Raw genomic sequence first — 16,780 nt, 5'->3', positions numbered from 1 at the left:
ACGACTTTGGCCGGCGGCCTGTTCCTCTAAATATCGGTGTCGGGGGTGTCGTCTTTGCGGCGGTCGGGGGGTTCTTTTCCCTGTTCTTCCTGGCGGCAGTAATCGCGCAGCTTGATGAGGGCACGGTACATGGCGTCGCGCTCCGACGGCGTCAGCACGCGGAGGGCGGCGGCTTGGCGTTTGCGCGCGAGGGGGATGGCCTCTGCGTGCAGTTTCTTGCCCTCGGGGGTGATCGCGCAGAAGACTTTCTTGCGCGGCGTGTTTCCCTCTGAACTCAGCTGAACCAAGGCCCGGCCCTCCAGGAGCTTGAGGGTGCGGCTGACGAGCGCCTTGTCCGAAGTCGACTGCACGACGAGGTCGCTGAAGGCCACCGTGCCGGCGTGCGCCACGAGCGCCAGCACGCGCCATTCGGATACCGACAAGCCGAACTGATCGGCATACGGCAGCGTGATCGTGCGCCTCAGGGCATTGCCCACCTGACTCATCATGGTTGTGATGAAGGCGTCCACCGTGAGGGAGGTGCCGGCTTCGTCGACGTGGGTCCAGGGGGTGGGCTGCGCGTCGGGAACGGCCGGGCCATTGGCAGGGGGAGCGGAAATGGTCTTGCTTTCGTCTGTCATGTGGCGCGCATTGTGGTCCAAGTGCGGCGGGCGGGCGGCGGTCCATCGCATCTCAGTTGCCTACCATTTTATTTTCTTGCGTCAATCGGCGTTTGCCGCAAGTTGATGCATCAACTCGTTCCCGGACAATCTCCATTCATTAGCGAATCACTGTTTCACTAATGAATCCATCTGCGCTGTTCGAGGCGCAGGCCCGCCACGTCCGAGGACCTTCACCATGCGCAATCCTCCTGATCTTTCCGCTTCCGGCGCATCGACACTCGGAACCGATATTCCGCAGGTGACGGCGCGCTCCAAGGTGCTGGGCCGGGCGATGTACGCGGGCGACATCAAGCTGGCCGGCATGCTGCACGGTGCGGTGCTTCGAAGTCCCTACCCCCATGCGCGCATCGTCTCGGTCGACGCCTCCCCAGCGCTTGCGTTGCCGGGCGTGAAGGCTGTGCTGACCGGCGCCGACGCGCCACGCGCGATGTGGGGCGTCCATCACAAGGAGCGACGCATCCTGGCCGAAGGCATCGTGCGCTTTGCGGGAGAGGAAGTGGCGGCAGTCGCGGCAACGAGCGAGGAGATCGCCCGCGATGCGCTGGACTTGATCCGCGTCGAATATGAAGAGATGCCCGCGATCCTCACGCCCGAAGAGGCGATGGACGAAGAAGCCCCCGGCGTGCATCCGGGCCGCGACAACATCGCCCACGAGATCCGCTTCGAGCGCGGCGACATCGAAGCCGGCTTCGCGGCAGCGCATGTGACCCACGAAGCCACCTACGACACGCACGCGCAGTACCCCGGCTACCTGGAGCCGATGGGCACCGTCGCCAGCATCGATCCTGACGGACGGCTCGTGGTGTGGACTTCCACGCAATCGATCACGCAGGCGCGTCTTCGATTGGCCGCCGCGCTGGAGCGCCCGATCTCCAGCATCCGCGTGATCCAGGCGACCACCGGCGGCGGCTTCGGCGGAAAGATGGTGGAAGACGCCAACAACCTCATCGCCGGGCTGCTGGCAGTGAAGACCGGCAAGCCGGTGCGGGTGGTCAACAACCGGCTCGAAGACTTCCTCGCGGCCTGTTCGAGCGTGCCGGAGCGCATCACGCTCAAGCTCGGCATGGACCGCGACGGCCTGATCGTGGCCAAGGACGTGCGCATCGTCGCCGAATGCGGCGCTTACAGCGGGCTCTCCGGCGAGGTGATGCACGTGAGCGCCATGCGCAGCGACAACATGCATCGCAACCCCAACGTGCGCTCGCACGCCAGGCTGGTCTACACCAACAACCCGCCGCACGGAGCCTTCCGCGGGTTCGGCGGCACGCAGATGCAGTTCGCGCTCAACAGCCACATCCACACCATGGCCGGCATGCTGGGTCTCGACCCGGTGGTCATTCACAAGCGCAATGCCATCGGCGCGGGCGAAGTGTCCGTGCATGGATGGCACATCGGCAGCACGGGGCTCGTGGAGTGCATCGACCAGGCAACGCAGGCGATTGGTTGGGAAGCCAAGCGTGCGGCACCGAAACCGAACGGACCGAGACGCCGAGGCGTCGGCATGGCGGCGGCGATGCACGTCAGCGGCAACCGCACCATCGGCAACTGGGACGGCTCGACCGTCATCGTCAAGATCAACGAGGACGGTCGCGTCTTCATCATGAGCGGCGAGTGCGACATGGGCCAAGGCGCGATGACCATGTTGAGCCAGGTGGTCGCGCACGAACTGGATTTGCCGCTGGCCCATATGTACGTGGTGCCGCCGGACACCGACACATCGCCCATCGCCATCGGATCGCTCGCCTCGCGCGTGACCATTGCGGCGGGCAATGCGGCCATCCTCGCTGCTCGCATGGCGCGCGACAAGCTCTTCGCGCTGGCGGCGAAGAAGTGGGTCGTGCGCGTTGAACAACTGAAGATCGCCGGTGGCGCAGTGTTCGTCGCGGACGCACCCGAGCGCCGCGCGACCATTGCCGAACTTGCCAAGCTCCACGTCTGGACGCATGGCGGCGAAGGCATCCAGGTCAGCGGCACGTGGGACGCCAAGACCGTCATGCACGACGACAAGGTGTACGGCAACATCGCCCCCGCCTATTCGTTCGCTGCCCAAGCCGTCGAAGTCGAAGTCGACACCGAGACGGGTCAGGTCACCGTGGTCGACAGCTATGTCGCCGACGACTGCGGCAAGGCGCTCAACCCGATCGCCGTCCACGGCCAGACCAACGGAGCGACGGCGCAGGCCATCGGCTGGACGCTGTACGAACAGATGCAGCTCGATGGCGGCCGCTTGATGAACGGCAACTTCGCCGACTACACGATGGCGACGGCCGACGCGGTGCCGCTGCTGCGAGGCGGCTTCGTCGAATCGAACGACCCGAACGGGCCCTACGGCGCCAAGGGTGCGAGCGAGACCGCCATCCTCCCCGGCGCACCGGCCATTGCGAACGCTGTCTTCGACGCTGTCGGCGTGCGTATCACCGATCTGCCCATCACCCCCCAGAAGATCCTGGCCGCACTGCGCGCACAAACCCCAAGGGAGGAAATCAGCCATGCGTGATTTCGATTACCTCGAACCGGCCTCCGTCGATGAGGCCAGCCGCATGCTCGCCGACCTCGGCGACGACTGCCGCGCGATTGCGGGCGGCACCGCGCTGATGCTCGGCATGCGCCAGCGCATGCTGACGCCTACGCACCTGGTCTCGCTCGCCGGCATCGAGCAGCTCCGCGGCATCGCCTTCGATGAGCGGAACGGCCTGCGCATCGGCGCCCTCTCGCGGCACACGGATGTCGCCAACTCGGCCCTCGTGCGCGCGCACTTTCCGATGCTCGCGAGCATGGCGTCGCGCGTCGCGAATCCGCAGGTGCGCAACCAGGGAACCATCGGCGGCAACCTCTGCTATGCCGATCCTTCGACCGATCCGCCCGGCTGCCTGATGGCGCTCGACGCCAAGGTGGTGCTGGGCAGCGCGCGCGGCGAGCGCGTTCTCAGCATCGAGGAATTCCTTGTCGACTATTACGTGACCGCACTGGAGCCCGACGAAATGGTCGTCGAAATTCGTGTGCCGCCGCTCGTGGCGGACAGCTCCGGCGTGTACTCGCGCTTCCTTCGCACGGCAGCCGAGCATCGGCCGCTTGCCAGCGTCGCCTTCGTAGCGCAGCGCGATGGTGCTCTGTGCCGCGAAGCGCGAATCGCCGTGGGTGCATCGACGCCCATCCCGACGCGGTTGCGTCGCGCGGAGGCTTTCCTGGAAGGCCGCACGGTCACGTCCGACATCGCGGCCGAAGTCGCGGCCGAAGTCGCGGACATCGTGGCCAGCGACATCGAACCCGTGTCCGACGCGCGCGGCTCGGCGGAATTCCGCCGCGACATGGTGCGGGTCGTCGCGCGCCGCACCGTCGCCGAGCTCTTCGGCATCGATCTTCATGAAGGGGCCATGCAATGAGCCAGCACCGCATCGAATGCACCGTCAATGGCGAGGCCTGCAGCGTCGACGTTCCCGCACGCCGGCTGCTCTCTGACTTTCTGCGCGACGATCTGCACCTGACCGGCACCAAGCGCGGTTGCGAGACCGGTATCTGCGGTGCCTGCTCCGTTCTGGTCGATGGCGAAGTCGTCAAGTCCTGCCTGATGCTGGCGGTGCAGGTCCGGGGGCGTGAGATCAGCACGGTCGAAGGCCTCGGAGGCACCGGAGGCATCGGAGGGAACGGCAAGGACGCGCCATTGCACCCGCTGCAGGAGAGCTTCATGCAATGCGGCGGCCTGCAGTGCGGCTACTGCACACCGGGCTTTCTCATGACCTCGTGCGCCATGCTGAAGAACAACCCCGACCCAACTGCCGACGAAGTGCGGCATGGCCTCAACGGCAATCTCTGTCGCTGCACGGGCTACACGCAGATCGTCGAATCCATCCTGACCGCCGCGGAGAAGATGCGTGGAAATTGAAAAGACACTGACCGTCGCGGCATCGCCGCAGCACGTATGGGCGCTGCTGCTCGATCCGCAAGTCATGGGCGGCTGCGTGCCGGGCATGAAGTCCATCGATGTGGTGAGCGACGTCGAATACGTGGCGCTGATGCACGTGAAGATCGCGTTCATCAACGCCAAGTTCAAGCTGCGCACCACCATCGTCGAACAGCGCGCGCCGACCTATCTGCGCGCCGAGGGCACTGGCGAAGACGCATCGGTCGCGAGTTCGCTGAAGCAGCAGAGCGAGATATTCCTGACACCGACGGCCGAGGGCGGCACGGAGTTGCGCATCAAGGTGCAGGTCGACGTGCTCGGCCGTCTGGGCACGTTCGGCCTGAGCGTGATGAAGACCAAGGCCGACCGCATGTGGGAAGAGTTCGGCGCCAATCTCGCCGCGCGAATCGACGGCGGGGTTTCGCCGGCGCCTGTAGTGGCAAAGGCACCCACAGCAGCATCGGTTGCAACACCAGCACCGGCAGCCGTCACGCCGGCCGCAAAGCCGGCTCCCGGTTTCGCCAGCGAGCCAGTAGCAGCAGCCGAATCACAGCCCCGCAACGAATCGACATGGTGGTCACGCCTGACTGGCAACAAACCAAATCGTTCGGCCCCCCTCGCGGGCCCCGGCCGCTTCATCCGCATCGAGGTGCGCCAGCCCGACAGGACGATCAGCGTCGACTGGCCCCTCGAAGGTGCAGACCAGTGCCAGGCCTGGCTGCGCGACCTCCTCAAGTGACACGACGACAAGTCACTGCCGCAACGCCCCTTCCCTCTCCCCCTCAACCTCCGCCCCCCAGCCCCAGGAAAGCCCCAATGACTGCTCCCCTCTTCACCCGCAGAAAACTCGTCCAGTTGACGGCCGCCACGGCCGCCGCGGGCGCGCTGCCCATTCTTTCGGCACGCGCCGCGACCCCCACGAAGGTCGGCGTACTGCTCCCGACCAGCGGTGTCTATGCGTCCTCAGGCCAGGCTGCGCGCAAGGGGATCGAGTTCGGCGCGCTCATCAACAAGGAGCAAGGCGGACCGGAGCTCGAACTAATGTTCGCCGACACCGAATCCAAGCCGGAGAACGGCCGGGTCGCGGCTGAAAAGCTGATCCGTGCCGGCTGCTCGGTGCTCATCGGCGCATGGGACACCGGCGCGACGATCTCCGCCGCTCAGGCCGCCGAAGCCGCAAAGGTGCCGCTGGTGATCAACATCGGATCAGCGCCGCAGATCACCGAGCAGGGTTTCACGCAGGTCTTTCGCAACTTCACGCCGGTGACTTCGCTGATCGAAAACGCGGTGGTGCGCATCAAGGAACTCGCTGCTTCCTCGGCCAAGCCGCCGAAGACAGCCGTGCTGCTCTATGTGAACGACACCTACGGCCAGGCCGCGCTGGCCGGCGTCTCCGCGCTGTGGGAAAAGCAGAACGTGCCGATCCAGATCGTCGCCAAGATCGGCTACGACGTCAAAGCCAAGGACCTGTCCGTCGAAGTCGCCAAGGCGAAGGCAACCGGCGCGGACCTGCTGCTGCCGCTCACTCGCGTGAACGACGCCATCATGATCGTGCGCGAAGCCGTCAAGCAGAGCTTCAATCCGATGGCGATCATCGGCCCGGGCAGCGCCGGCCCCTATGAGCGCGCCTTCACGGATGCAGTGGGCAAGTACGGCGACGACTACATGATCTGCGTCCCCTGGTACAACCCGAAGAACCCGCGCGCCAAGGCGCTGGTCGAGCGCTACGAGCGCACCGAGAAGGGCCAGCGCTTCGAACTCAACGTGGGCTTCTCCTTCGAGGCGGTCGAGATCGTCGCCGATGCAGTCAAGCGCGCGAAGTCCTCGGAGCCGGCCGCCCTGCATGCGGCACTCAAGACGACGAACATCACCGATCACGTGATGTTCGGCGGCCCGATCGTTTTCAACGAAAAGGGGCAGAACCCGAACATCGGCGTCGTGATGCTGCAGAACCGCGATGGCGCGCCGATCGTCGTCGGCCCGAAGGAGATCGCCGTCGCAGCGCCGAACTTCCCGATGCGGCCTTTCGACCAGCGCTGATCCTGCGGCAAGCCCCATGTTCGACCTCTATGCAAACGTCGTGGCCGGCGGCGTGCTCATCGGCCTCATCTACGCGCTCGTCGCGCTGGGGCTGACCATCATGTTCGGCGTGATGAAGATCGTGAATTTCGCGCACGGCGAGATGGTGGTCATCGGCATGTACGTCGGGTATGCGCTCTGGACTGCCTTCGCGCTGCCGCCGTGGGTCGCGATGCCCATCGCGGCAGTGGCAATGTTCGGGCTGGGCTACCTGCTCCAGGCGACGTTCGTGAACCGCTTCATCCGCAGGCCGCACCATGTGCAGTTCATCCTTTTCATCGGGCTGGCGTTCGTCATCACGGGCATTCACCTGATGGTCTTCGGACCGGATACACGCAGCATCAGCTCGCCGGCCAACTTCGAGGTGGTCAAGCTGGGTGCGCTGCGGCTGGACATGGTGCGGCTGCAGGGCGGCGCCGCGGCGCTGTTGCTGATCGCGCTGCTGCTGGCCTACCTGCGCTTCTCGCTCACGGGCGCATCGATCCGCGCTGCCGCCGACAACCAGGTCGGCGCGCAGGCGATCGGTCTTCGGGTCAAGCATGTCTATGCGGTCACCGCGGGCATCGGGCTCGCCTGCGCCGGTGCAGCCGGCGCGCTCGTGGCGCCCATCTTCGACGTGCAACCCACGTTGGCACAGGGCTTCACGATGGTGGCCTTCATCACCGTGATCATCGGCGGCCTCGGTAGCCTGGTCGGGGCGCTGGTCGGCGGCATTCTCATCGGCGTGTCGGAAAGCCTGGCCGCATTGCTCATCAACCCGGCCATGAAATCCATGATCTCCTATGGACTGCTGATCGTCATGCTGCTCGTCCGTCCTGAAGGCCTTTTCGGCGGGAGGCGTCGATGAATCGCTGGCACCTTCGCGCATTGCTGCCCGTGGCGCTGTGCTTTGTCGCGCTCGCGCTGCTGCCGCTGGTGGTGGGCGACTCGCACCTGTCGCTCCTGACCCTCGTGCTGATGTGCGCATTCTTCGGACAGGCATGGAATCTCATGATGGGCTTCGTCGGCCAGCTATCACTCGGCCATGCGCTCTACGCGGGCATTGGCGCATATTCGGCAGCCGTCGCCATCGGCACCTTCGGCGTATCGCCGTGGCTGGGCATTGCAGTGGGCATCGTGCTGAGCGCGGCAGCCGGCGCCATCGTCGCCTGGCTCGGCTTCAGGTTCGCGGTGCGTGGCATCTACTTCACGCTGCTGACGATCGCCTTTGCGGAAATGGGCCGGATGGTGTTCGAGAACTGGAGCTTCGTCGGCGGCAACGGCGGGTACTTTTTGAAGACCGTGGGCGATGGCCATCCGCTGCTGACGCTGCGCGGCGGCACGACCTTCTACTACTTCGCGTTCCTGGCACTGTGCGCTCTCGCGCTGGCGCTGTGTACCGCCCTGACGCGCTCGCGACTGGGTTACCTCTGGCGTGCTATCCGCGAAGACGAGGATGCCGCGCGTGCCATCGGCGTGCCGGCGCTTCGCCTGAAGATCGTCGCGGTGATGATCAGCGCGGCAATGACCAGCGTCGGGGGTTCCTTCTATGCCCTCTTCAACGGCAGCCTGTTCCCGGAAACGATCATGGGCATGCACTTCTCGATCGAGATGATCGTCGCGCCGATCCTCGGCGGCCTCGGCACTTTGCTGGGTCCGATCCTTGGAGCGATGTTCGTGATCCCGGTCACCGAGTTCTCGAACCAGTTGGCGCAGACCATGAACATCTTCGGCTTCAACACGCTGATCTACGGCGTGCTGGTGCTGGTGGTCATCGGGCTTCTTCCCAACGGCATGTCGCCGGCCATCGCATCGCTGGTGCGGCGCCTGAGCGGGCGCGATGCACAGAGCGCCAAGATTTCGGCAGCGCCGGCGGCGCCTGCCGCAGCCGCGGAGGCCACTCAATGAGCGACGCCCTCCTGAGCGTGCGCGGCCTCACCAAGCGCTTCACGGGGCTGACTGCAGTCAACGACGTCAGCTTCGATGTCCAGGCCGGCTCCATCGTCGGCCTCATCGGCCCGAACGGTGCCGGCAAGACGACCTGCTTCAGCATGATTGCGGGCGCACAGGCTCCCACTGCGGGTTCGGTCCTGTTCGAAGGCCAGGCCCTCACCGGCCTCGTGCCGGAGCAGGTCTGCAAACGCGGCGTGGCGCGCACCTTTCAGGTCGTGCGCCCGCTGCTGGAGATGACCGTGCTGGAGAACGCCACCGTGGGCGCGCTGCTGCACGCGCCGACCTTGCACGAAGCGCGCGAAGTCGCCGCACAGACACTGCGGCGCGTCGGGCTCGGCCACAAGCTCGACGTGCTGGCGGTTCACCTCACGCTGCCTGATCGCAAGATGCTCGAACTCGCCAAGGCGCTGGCGACCCAGCCCAAGCTGCTGCTGCTCGACGAAGTGATGGCGGGGCTGCGCCCCAGCGAAGCCAACGCCATCATCGACGTGCTGCGCGAACTCAACGCAGGCGGGCTCACGATCATGCTGGTCGAACACGTCATGCGCATCCTCATGTCGGTGGCGAGCCATGTCGTGGTGCTGCATCACGGCGAGCTGGTCACGCAAGGCAAACCCGACGAAGTCACGCAGGACCCGCGTGTCATCGAAAGCTATCTCGGACGAAAGGCTCAGCGTGAGCACCACTAGCAGTCCCGCACCCCTGCTCGAAGTCACCGACCTGCAAGCCTTCTATGGCGAGGCCCAGGCGCTCAGCGGCGTCAGCTTCCATATCCTGCCGGGCGAGATCGTCTCCATCGTCGGCGCCAACGGCGCGGGCAAGACGACGTTGATCCGCGCCATTGCCGGCATGACGCCGGTGCGCTCGGGCAGCATCCGATTCAATGGACGGGAGATCGCCGGCTCGTCGAGCCCGGCGGTTTGCGAGCTGGGCATTGCGCAGGTGCCTGAAGGACGGCAGATCTTCCCCAGCCTCTCGGTCGAAGAGAACCTCCGGCTCGGCGCCGTGCTGAATCGTGCGCGCGCGGACAAGGCCCGCAATTTCGAGCGTGTCTACGCCAGCTTTCCGAAGCTCGCCGAACGTCGCACTCAGAGTGCGGGGACGCTGTCCGGCGGCGAGCAGCAGATGCTCGCGATCGGCCGCGCATTGATGGCAAACCCCTCGCTGATCATGTTCGACGAGCCCTCGCTCGGACTGTCACCGGCGCTCACGGGGCAGATGTTCGATGTCGTCGCATCGCTGCACCAAAGCGGCCTGAGCGTGGTGCTGGTCGAGCAGAACGTCGTCGAATCGCTCGAACTCTGCCAGCGGGCGTACGTCCTCGAAAACGGATCGATGACGCTCGAAGGGACGGGCGCGGAACTGCTCGAAGACGATCGAGTGCGCCGTGCCTATCTCGGTGTCTAGGCTCTCAGGCGGGCGTGGCGCTCACCCTGGACATCGGCACGTGGCGCTCTCTGAGCCAAAGGATGAAGCCGCAAATGAACACGATCGCCTGCGTGCCGATCAGCAACGAGAACCCGGCGAAGAAGCCCGAAGCCGCTCCGCCGGAAGTGCCCTGTCCCGCAGTGACCGCGCTGATCACGCCGCCCATCACCGCCGGCATGAAGCCGGCAACCAGGCTGCCGGTTCCGTTGACCACGCCGAATGCGCTGGCCACGTGTTCGGGCCGCGAGCAATACTGCACCGTGCTCGGAATCGCCGGGCTCGCAAGACCCCAGCAAAAGTTGGCCGCAATGAGTGCGTAGGCGGCCGTGTAGCGGTCCTGCGCATTGATCGCCCACAGCACCGCCAATGCAACGCCGAGGCTCGCCCCCATGAAGATGAATGGCACGCGCCGCCGCTCGATTTTGTCGATGAGCATGCCGCCCACCATCACCGCAACCACCGTGGCGTACTGCGGCAACGAGGCGAGCCAGCCCATCTCGCGCAGCGAGAAACCGCGCGCCTCCTTCAGGTAGGTCGGCAGCCAGTTGCTGCTGCCCCAGAGATAGGCGAGCGTGGCCGAAGTCAGCACGGTGATCAGCACCAGGTAACGCGTGTGCAGCGCACCTTTCACGATGTCGCCCACCTTCGACATGGCCTCGCCGAAAGAAGCCGGCTTGCGCATGTCGGCGTATGAAGCGGGCATGCGAACGAAGGCGATCACCAGTGGAATGCCGAGGGCGATGTTGAGCAAGCCCAGCGCATAGAACGACATTTCCCAATGGAAGCTGGCGAGCAACAGGCCGATCATCGGATAGCCGAGCGCCAGGCCGAGCCCCGTGCCCATGTTGACGAAGGAGTTGGGCTTGCCGTTCTCGTGCGACTCAAAGTGCGCCTTGATGTAGGACGAAGCCAGCGAGAACAACGGCCCCTCTGACACACCCAGCAGCACGCGCGACGCCAACAACATGCCGTAGCCGCTGAACCAGGGCGTGATGAAGGTGACCACCCCCCAAAGCAGCAAGCCGAAGATCAGGCTTTTGCGTACCCCGAAGAGCGCCGCGCAGAACGGCGTCAGCACGAATGCCGAAACACCGTAGCCGACCATAAACGCCGTCGCGAGGAGTCCCTGGCTGACGCGATCGCTCCTGGCGATCCCGACGTGATCGAGGAAACCGGCGTCGGTGATCAGCACGGCGATGTTGATCCGATCGATGTAGGAGATCGCGACGATCACGAACAACGTGATGACGCCGTACCAACGAAACTGTTTCGCTTGCATTGCATTGCTCCTTGGGTAGCCGCGCTAGAACGCGTGGCGGATTCCGAATTCGGTCCCGGTCGACGCGTGGTTCGGCGAAGTCATCACTCCGCCGAGCGCCTGCGACGCGCCGTTGCTGTTCGTCAGTCGTGCGACGGTCGCGTAGACCGCGCTTCGCTTCGACAGGTTGTAGATGTAGCCGAGCGCGATCTTCGAAGAAGTGGGCTCCGGCAGATTGCCCGCGGGCTCGCGCTTGTAGCGTGCGTACGAGACCTTGATCTCGCTCGCACCGATCGGCAGGATGAAGCCCACGAGCGCCCCCTTGCCGTCCACGGAGCCTTGCGACTCCTCGTAGTACTCGGCCATTAGCTTCAGGCTCATCAGCGGCTCGAAGACGTAGTAGGCACCGAGGTTCGTCACACGCAGGTCGCCAATTGCGTAGCGGGTCTTGCCCGTCGACAGTGCGATGTTGAACGGGCCGTTGAGGTAGCCCACGCGCGCGCCGGCGTAGTCGCCGTCGTTCTTCGTCGAAAGCGGCACGGGGCCCGGCAGCACCGCATTCGAGTCGTTCTCGCCCATCGCGTACATCAGCTGCCCATAGAAGCCGCCGAGCACGGGCGGCAGGAAATAGCCGACGCTGTTCGATGCGCGCGTGCCGGTCGGCGAAACGAGGCCGCCCAGGGCCGAGAAGTAGATCTGGTTGGCGCCGATGCCGCCGCCCGTGCCGAAGGGATCGAACAGTGCGGTGTTCCAGAAGGTGGGCGTGTAGTCACGGCCCAGTCGCACCTCGCCGAAGGGGCCCAGAAAGCTGACCGTCGAGCGGCGGTTGAAAGTCAGGCCTCCGGGCTGCGTGTTGCCGCTCGCCTGGTTGTTGGTGTTGGTCGAAAAGCCGCTGCCGGTGTCGTTCTGCAGGCCGGCTTCGAGCCAGAAGCCCGCGGCATATCCGCCGCCCAGGTCTTCCGTGCCGCGAAAGCCCAGCCGGCTGAAGGTGTTGGCGCTGTTGGTCAGCTGCCATTTGCTGGTCGAAACCGGTCCCGAACCCGTCGTGTAGGTCACCGCGGCGTCGACGACGCCGAAGAGGGTCACGCTCGATTGCGCGCAGGCCAGGGACGCGACCGTGCATGCGGCCACGGCCACAATTTTCTTCTTCATGGAGTTTGCAGGGAGTTGAGGAAAGCTGGCGAGTGGACTCAGATGTCCAGCACAAGCGGACCGCGCTTGCATGCCGAGACACAAATCATCATGGTCTTGTTCGACGCGCGTTCCTGCTTGCTGAGGATGCCGTCGTGGTGGTCGATCTCTCCCGAGATGACCCTTGTTTCACAGGCGCCGCAAACGCCTTCCTTGCAGCTGTGGTCGGGGTTCAGGCCGGCATCGATCAGGCTGTCGAGGATGGACTTGCCCGGCGGCACTTCGACGGTCTTGCCGCTCTTTACGCACTCGACCATGTAGGTCTGGGTTGCGCTCGGCGCTTCGACGTGCACAGCCGCAAAGCGCTCGATGTGCGCGTGCGGATAGCCGAGCTTCTCGCAAGTCTTCTCGAAGCCGTCGAGCATCGGTGTGGGGCCGCAGCAGTAGTAGTGGCTGTCGGCGCCCTTGTCCGCCAGCAGCGCCGCCAGGTCTGGCGGGCCGCCCTTCTCTTCATCGAAATGCCAGGCCAGCGGCACGCCCTTCTCGGCGGCCAAGGCGCCGATCGCTTCGCAGAAGGCGGCTTCCTTGCGATTGCGCGCGCAATAGAGCATTTCGACCGGCTTGCCGATCGCCACGAGGCGCTGCAGCATGCACCAGATGGGCGTCACGCCGATGCCGCCAGCCACCAGCACGGAACGCTCTGCGCCCTCTTCCAGCTTGAAGTTGTTGCGCGGCGCCGAGATCGGCAGCGTCATGCCGACGCGCAACTGCTGGTGCACGTAGCGCGAACCGCCACGGCTCTTGCGGTCGTTGAGCACGCCGACGACATAGCGCTGCCGGTCGGTCGACGGGTTGCACAGCGAATAGCTGCGAACCAGCCCGTTGGGCAGATGAAGATCGATGTGCGAGCCGGCCTCGAAGGCGGGGAAATCCACTTCCGGTGAAGCCGGGCGGAATTCGACGCTGACGATGCCGTCGGCTTCGTAGCGCATCGTGTGCACCAGGGCGTTCAGCGTTGGGGATGACATGGCGGGAACCTCGGGGGAAACGATTCAATTCATTGGGCCGCGCGCAGGTCGGCGTCGAGCCGCGCGAATGCGTCGATCTCGACGCGGAGCTCAGGAAACACCAGTGCCTGCACCGCCAGCAGCGTGGAGGCCGGGTAAGGCGATCCGGGCGCCTGCGCGAAGAACTCGCGCCGCGCGCGCCCGACTTCGTCCTTGTCCGCGATGTCGGTCACGTACACGACGAGCTTGACGATGTTGTGCACGCCCCCGCCTGCCGCTTGCAGCAACTGCTGGATCTTCCGAAGCACCACGACCGTCTGCTCATAGGCGCCGAGCGGCGCGCCAGCCTGCGCTGCATCGCGCGTTGCGGGATGCGCGGTCTGGCCGGACAGCACCACCTCTTGCCCGACGACCAGCGCGTTGGACCAGGTGGCGTGCGGCAGATCAGGCACCGCTTCGCAGGCGACGCGACGGACCGGCATGGCGGCTTGCGAGGTCATGCGGCTTGCGCGCTGTCTTCGAGCTGCTGCGTCGCCAGGCCGCGCATGTGGCGGCGCAGGCGGACGATGCCCAGGTCGTGCTGATAGAGCTGCTCGTGCTGGTTGGCATCGGGCTCCATGTTCTCGATCAGCACGCGGTCCTGTTCGAGCACGTGCCAGTGGCGCGCTTCGAGGCGGTTCTTGTAGAGGAAGCGCCAGGTGTCGCGCTCCCAGCCCTTCGGCAGCTTGCGCACGCGCCAATGGAAGGCGCACRACAGCGTCGGCGAAACCGGCGTGTAGCTGCCGATGATGATGAAGTTGCCGCCGGGGCCGCCAGTCTTCGGATAGGGAATTTCCAGGCGCATCCAGTGCACGCCGGTGTCCGCCCATTCGGTCCAGTCGAAGTTGACGTTGCGCTGGCCTTCCTTTTCGAAGACGAAGCCGGTGTCGGTCTGGCGGATGCCGAACTTGGCGGTCGAATCGCCTTCGGCCATCGAGTGCGACTGCTTGTGCAGGAAGGTGCCGTGCATCGGGTCCATCACGTTGTCGAGCACGTAGCGGTAGTCGCCCTTCCACTCCGCATAGCAGAGGAAGGAAGAGTATTCATCGTCATTGGTCAGCTGCTCGGGCAGCACCAGCGGCGGCGGCGTATCGACCGATTCCTTGCCGTTGTAGAGCCAGACTGCGCCGGCCTTCTCTTCCACATGGAAGAAGCGCGTGGCCTGCGAGCCTTCGAGCTTGCAGCCGGGGCTGCCGGGCACCTTGGTCACGACGCCGTCGCAGCGTACTTCGACGCCGTGATAGGGACACGACAGGCGATCGCCGAGGATCACGCCCTGCGACAGCGGAGCGCCGCGGTGCGGGCAGCGGTCTTCGAGCGCATGCAGCTTGCCGGCGTGATCGCGCCAGAAGGCGAACTTGCGGCCGAGGCGGCGAAGCGAAACAGGCGATTCCTTGATGTAGCTCGACGGGCAGATCGGATACCAGAGATCCTTGAGACCGGCTTCGAGCACTTGATCGACCGGGTCACCGTGGGTGGTTGTCATGATGGTTCCTCTTGAAGGGAAGAAATGGGGTCGGGGCGAAATCAGGCGCCCAGGGCGGCGATCTCTTCGCGGTAGATGGCCTCGGTCCAGAGCTTGCCGCTGGGGCTGCTCAGGCCGCTGCCGTTCAGCGCCTCCACGAGGCCCGGAAGGTCATGGATGCCTGCCGCGAAGGCGCGCTCGATCGCGTCGCCGAGCAGGTCTTCATAAGTGGTGGGGGTACGCGTGCGCGCCTGGTGCGGGTCGAGGTTTCGGTCAGTCATGGTTCGCTCCATCGAGGTAGGTTGGACGTGCGGAAAAAACAGAGGTCGGTTGTCGCGGCCTCACTGGCCGCCGTTGCGTACGCGCTCGCGGATGCGTTCGCGCACCGGAACGAAGTCGTAGGTCGCATAGCACTCGGTGCTGAACACGCCCCATGCACGACGTTCGAGATCAAGGTTCACCAGCGGCAGCTTCTCGGGCGGTAGCTCCAGGGTGAGGATCTGGCCCAGGCCCATCGCCACCGTCCACGAAACGACCCGCGTGCCCTCGGGCGGGAAGGATTCCCACCAGTCGCTCTCCTTCATGCGCGACTGCACGTCGTCCAGCGTGAGGCCGGGGTGGTGCTTCATCACGATGGTGAGAAGCATGCTCGGCGAAGCGACGGGCGTGGTGTTCATTGCACGCTCGCGCTCGTGGCATCGACAGCCACAGGAATGGCCCAGGCGTCGTAGGCATACAGCCAGTCGGCGTTGCCGCCTTCGCGCAACCAGTTGTTGCCGCGCGAGCCGAGCTGGATCTTGCTGGCGCGCTCGATTCGGGCCTGCTCATAGCGCTTGAGCGCTTCGGGAGCCTCGCTGGCGAGCACGCCTTCGAGATGGCGCGCCAGCACCACCGCATCTTCGATCGCCATGCCGGCGCCCTGCGCCATGAAGGGCAGCATGGGATGCGCTGCGTCGCCGAGCAGCACCATGCGGCCGGAGGCCCAGGCTTGCATCGGATCGCGTTCATACAAGGCGGTCTTGAGCACCGTGTCGCAAGCATCAAGCAAGGCGCGCGCTTCGGGGTGATAGGCCACGTATTGCTCGCGCAGCTCATCGACGCTGCCCGGTGCGGTCCACGATTCGAGGTGCCAGGTGTCTTGGGGCGTGGTCGCGAAGATGAAGATGTCCTTGCCGCGGTTCAGCGGGAAGGTCACGATCTGGCTCTGCGGATTCGGGCCCCACCACTTCGTGAAGGCGCCCAGGTTCGGCACGGCGGCCACGCGTTCGGCGGGCACGATGGCCCGGTAGGCAACGATGCCGGTGAAGCGCGGACTCTCGGCACCGAACATCGCAGTGCGCACCGCCGAGTGGATTCCGTCGGCGCCGATCAGCACACCGACGCGCGCGATGGTGCCGTCTTCGAAGCTCAGGCTCACACCGTTCTCATCGGGCGCGATCGACTTGGCGCGCTTGCCGAGCGCAACGCATTCGGCAGGCACCATCTCTGCCAGAGCCGCCAGCAAGTCGGCGCGGTGGATGGTGAGCTGTGGCGCGCCATAGCGTTGCTCGGCCGAGTCGGCCATCTCGAGGCGCGACGTTTCCTCGCCCGTGTCGTAGGTCCGGCTGATGCGGTGCGAAGGGCGCGCCGCCGTCACGCGGGCAGCTTCGCCCACGCCGAGGCCGTCGAGGGCCCGCACAGCGTTGGGCGTCAGGTTGATGTCGGCGCCGACGCGGGCGAATTCCTTCGCCTGCTCGAACACGATGACGTCGTGCCCTGCACGGCGCAGTGCGATGGCAGCGACCAGGCCGCCGATGCCGGCGCCGACGATGCCGATGGTGTCGACGGTGCTGCTGGTGGATTGCTTCGTTGACATGTGCGTCTCCTCTTCTTGTTCTC

General features: G+C 65.4%; 18 protein-coding genes. 9 read left to right on the top strand and 9 right to left on the bottom strand.

Features of this window, described 5'->3' with window-relative positions; genetic code table 11:
• Positions 1–26: 26 nt before the first annotated feature.
• Entirely contained in the window at positions 27–620 is a 594-nt protein-coding gene (locus AC1DMA_RS13915) for a MarR family winged helix-turn-helix transcriptional regulator (RefSeq protein WP_478144558.1), read from the bottom strand.
• A gap of 217 nt (positions 621–837) precedes the next feature.
• Between AC1DMA_RS13915 and AC1DMA_RS13910 the strand changes: the two genes are divergently transcribed.
• The 9 genes from AC1DMA_RS13910 (at position 838) to AC1DMA_RS13870 (ending at position 9,981) form a co-directional block, all read left to right on the top strand.
• On the top strand, positions 838–3,159 hold the full coding sequence (locus tag AC1DMA_RS13910) for a xanthine dehydrogenase family protein molybdopterin-binding subunit (protein WP_478144557.1): 2,322 nt from the start codon (positions 838–840) through the stop codon (positions 3,157–3,159).
• The gene (locus tag AC1DMA_RS13905) at positions 3,152–4,045 is read left to right on the top strand and encodes an FAD binding domain-containing protein (protein WP_478144556.1); all 894 of its coding nucleotides are present in this window, start codon (positions 3,152–3,154) and stop codon (positions 4,043–4,045) included. Before AC1DMA_RS13910 ends, AC1DMA_RS13905 begins: the two co-directional genes overlap by 8 nt.
• Positions 4,042–4,545 (top strand): (2Fe-2S)-binding protein, encoded by a 504-nt coding sequence (locus tag AC1DMA_RS13900; RefSeq protein WP_478144555.1) that lies wholly within the window; start codon positions 4,042–4,044, stop codon positions 4,543–4,545. Before AC1DMA_RS13905 ends, AC1DMA_RS13900 begins: the two co-directional genes overlap by 4 nt.
• A complete protein-coding gene (locus tag AC1DMA_RS13895) occupies positions 4,535–5,302 on the top strand; it encodes a CoxG family protein (RefSeq protein WP_478144554.1) in 768 nt (255 codons plus the stop codon). Before AC1DMA_RS13900 ends, AC1DMA_RS13895 begins: the two co-directional genes overlap by 11 nt.
• A gap of 77 nt (positions 5,303–5,379) precedes the next feature.
• Complete coding sequence (locus AC1DMA_RS13890; protein ID WP_478144553.1) at positions 5,380–6,603, top strand: ABC transporter substrate-binding protein; 1,224 nt, start codon at positions 5,380–5,382, stop codon at positions 6,601–6,603.
• Positions 6,604–6,619: 16 nt separating this feature from the next.
• Positions 6,620–7,489 (top strand): branched-chain amino acid ABC transporter permease, encoded by an 870-nt coding sequence (locus tag AC1DMA_RS13885; RefSeq protein ID WP_478144552.1) that lies wholly within the window; start codon positions 6,620–6,622, stop codon positions 7,487–7,489.
• Positions 7,486–8,529 (top strand): branched-chain amino acid ABC transporter permease, encoded by a 1,044-nt coding sequence (locus AC1DMA_RS13880; RefSeq protein ID WP_478144551.1) that lies wholly within the window; start codon positions 7,486–7,488, stop codon positions 8,527–8,529. Before AC1DMA_RS13885 ends, AC1DMA_RS13880 begins: the two co-directional genes overlap by 4 nt.
• Positions 8,526–9,263, top strand: coding sequence for an ABC transporter ATP-binding protein (locus AC1DMA_RS13875; protein WP_478144550.1), 738 nt, complete (start codon positions 8,526–8,528; stop codon positions 9,261–9,263). The genes AC1DMA_RS13880 and AC1DMA_RS13875 overlap by 4 nt, the downstream gene beginning before the upstream one ends.
• The gene (locus AC1DMA_RS13870; protein ID WP_478144549.1) at positions 9,250–9,981 is read left to right on the top strand and encodes an ABC transporter ATP-binding protein; all 732 of its coding nucleotides are present in this window, start codon (positions 9,250–9,252) and stop codon (positions 9,979–9,981) included. Before AC1DMA_RS13875 ends, AC1DMA_RS13870 begins: the two co-directional genes overlap by 14 nt.
• 4 nt (positions 9,982–9,985) lie before the next feature.
• Here the strand turns inward: AC1DMA_RS13870 and AC1DMA_RS13865 are convergent, their stop codons facing one another.
• From AC1DMA_RS13865 to AC1DMA_RS13830, 8 genes are read right to left on the bottom strand one after another with little or no spacing between them, the layout of a single operon-like run.
• Positions 9,986–11,281 (bottom strand): MFS transporter, encoded by a 1,296-nt coding sequence (locus tag AC1DMA_RS13865; protein ID WP_478123599.1) that lies wholly within the window; start codon positions 11,279–11,281, stop codon positions 9,986–9,988.
• Positions 11,282–11,305: 24 nt separating this feature from the next.
• Positions 11,306–12,412, bottom strand: a complete 1,107-nt coding sequence (locus AC1DMA_RS13860; protein WP_478144548.1) for a porin — start codon at positions 12,410–12,412, stop codon at positions 11,306–11,308.
• Positions 12,413–12,450: 38 nt separating this feature from the next.
• Positions 12,451–13,419, bottom strand: coding sequence for a PDR/VanB family oxidoreductase (locus tag AC1DMA_RS13855; protein WP_478144547.1), 969 nt, complete (start codon positions 13,417–13,419; stop codon positions 12,451–12,453).
• A gap of 29 nt (positions 13,420–13,448) precedes the next feature.
• Positions 13,449–13,898: a RidA family protein gene (locus AC1DMA_RS13850; protein WP_478144546.1), complete on the bottom strand. Its 450-nt coding sequence runs from the start codon at positions 13,896–13,898 to the stop codon at positions 13,449–13,451.
• A complete protein-coding gene (locus AC1DMA_RS13845; protein WP_478144545.1) occupies positions 13,895–14,923 on the bottom strand; it encodes a Rieske 2Fe-2S domain-containing protein in 1,029 nt (342 codons plus the stop codon). The genes AC1DMA_RS13850 and AC1DMA_RS13845 overlap by 4 nt, the downstream gene beginning before the upstream one ends.
• Positions 14,924–14,964: 41 nt before the next feature.
• A complete protein-coding gene (locus AC1DMA_RS13840; RefSeq protein ID WP_478123604.1) occupies positions 14,965–15,183 on the bottom strand; it encodes a recombinase-like helix-turn-helix domain-containing protein in 219 nt (72 codons plus the stop codon).
• 60 nt (positions 15,184–15,243) lie between these two features.
• A complete protein-coding gene (locus AC1DMA_RS13835; protein ID WP_478144544.1) occupies positions 15,244–15,579 on the bottom strand; it encodes a hypothetical protein in 336 nt (111 codons plus the stop codon).
• Positions 15,576–16,757 carry an FAD-dependent monooxygenase gene (locus AC1DMA_RS13830; protein WP_478144543.1) on the bottom strand — a complete coding sequence of 394 codons (1,182 nt, stop codon included), beginning with the start codon at positions 16,755–16,757 and terminating at the stop codon, positions 15,576–15,578. Before AC1DMA_RS13830 ends, AC1DMA_RS13835 begins: the two co-directional genes overlap by 4 nt.
• Between the last annotated feature and the right edge of the window lie 23 nt (positions 16,758–16,780).

This window comes from Variovorax sp. 05N34, from assembly GCF_056397405.1.
Note: the sequence above shows the minus strand (reverse complement) of the source record. Positions and strands in the feature narration are given on the sequence as shown.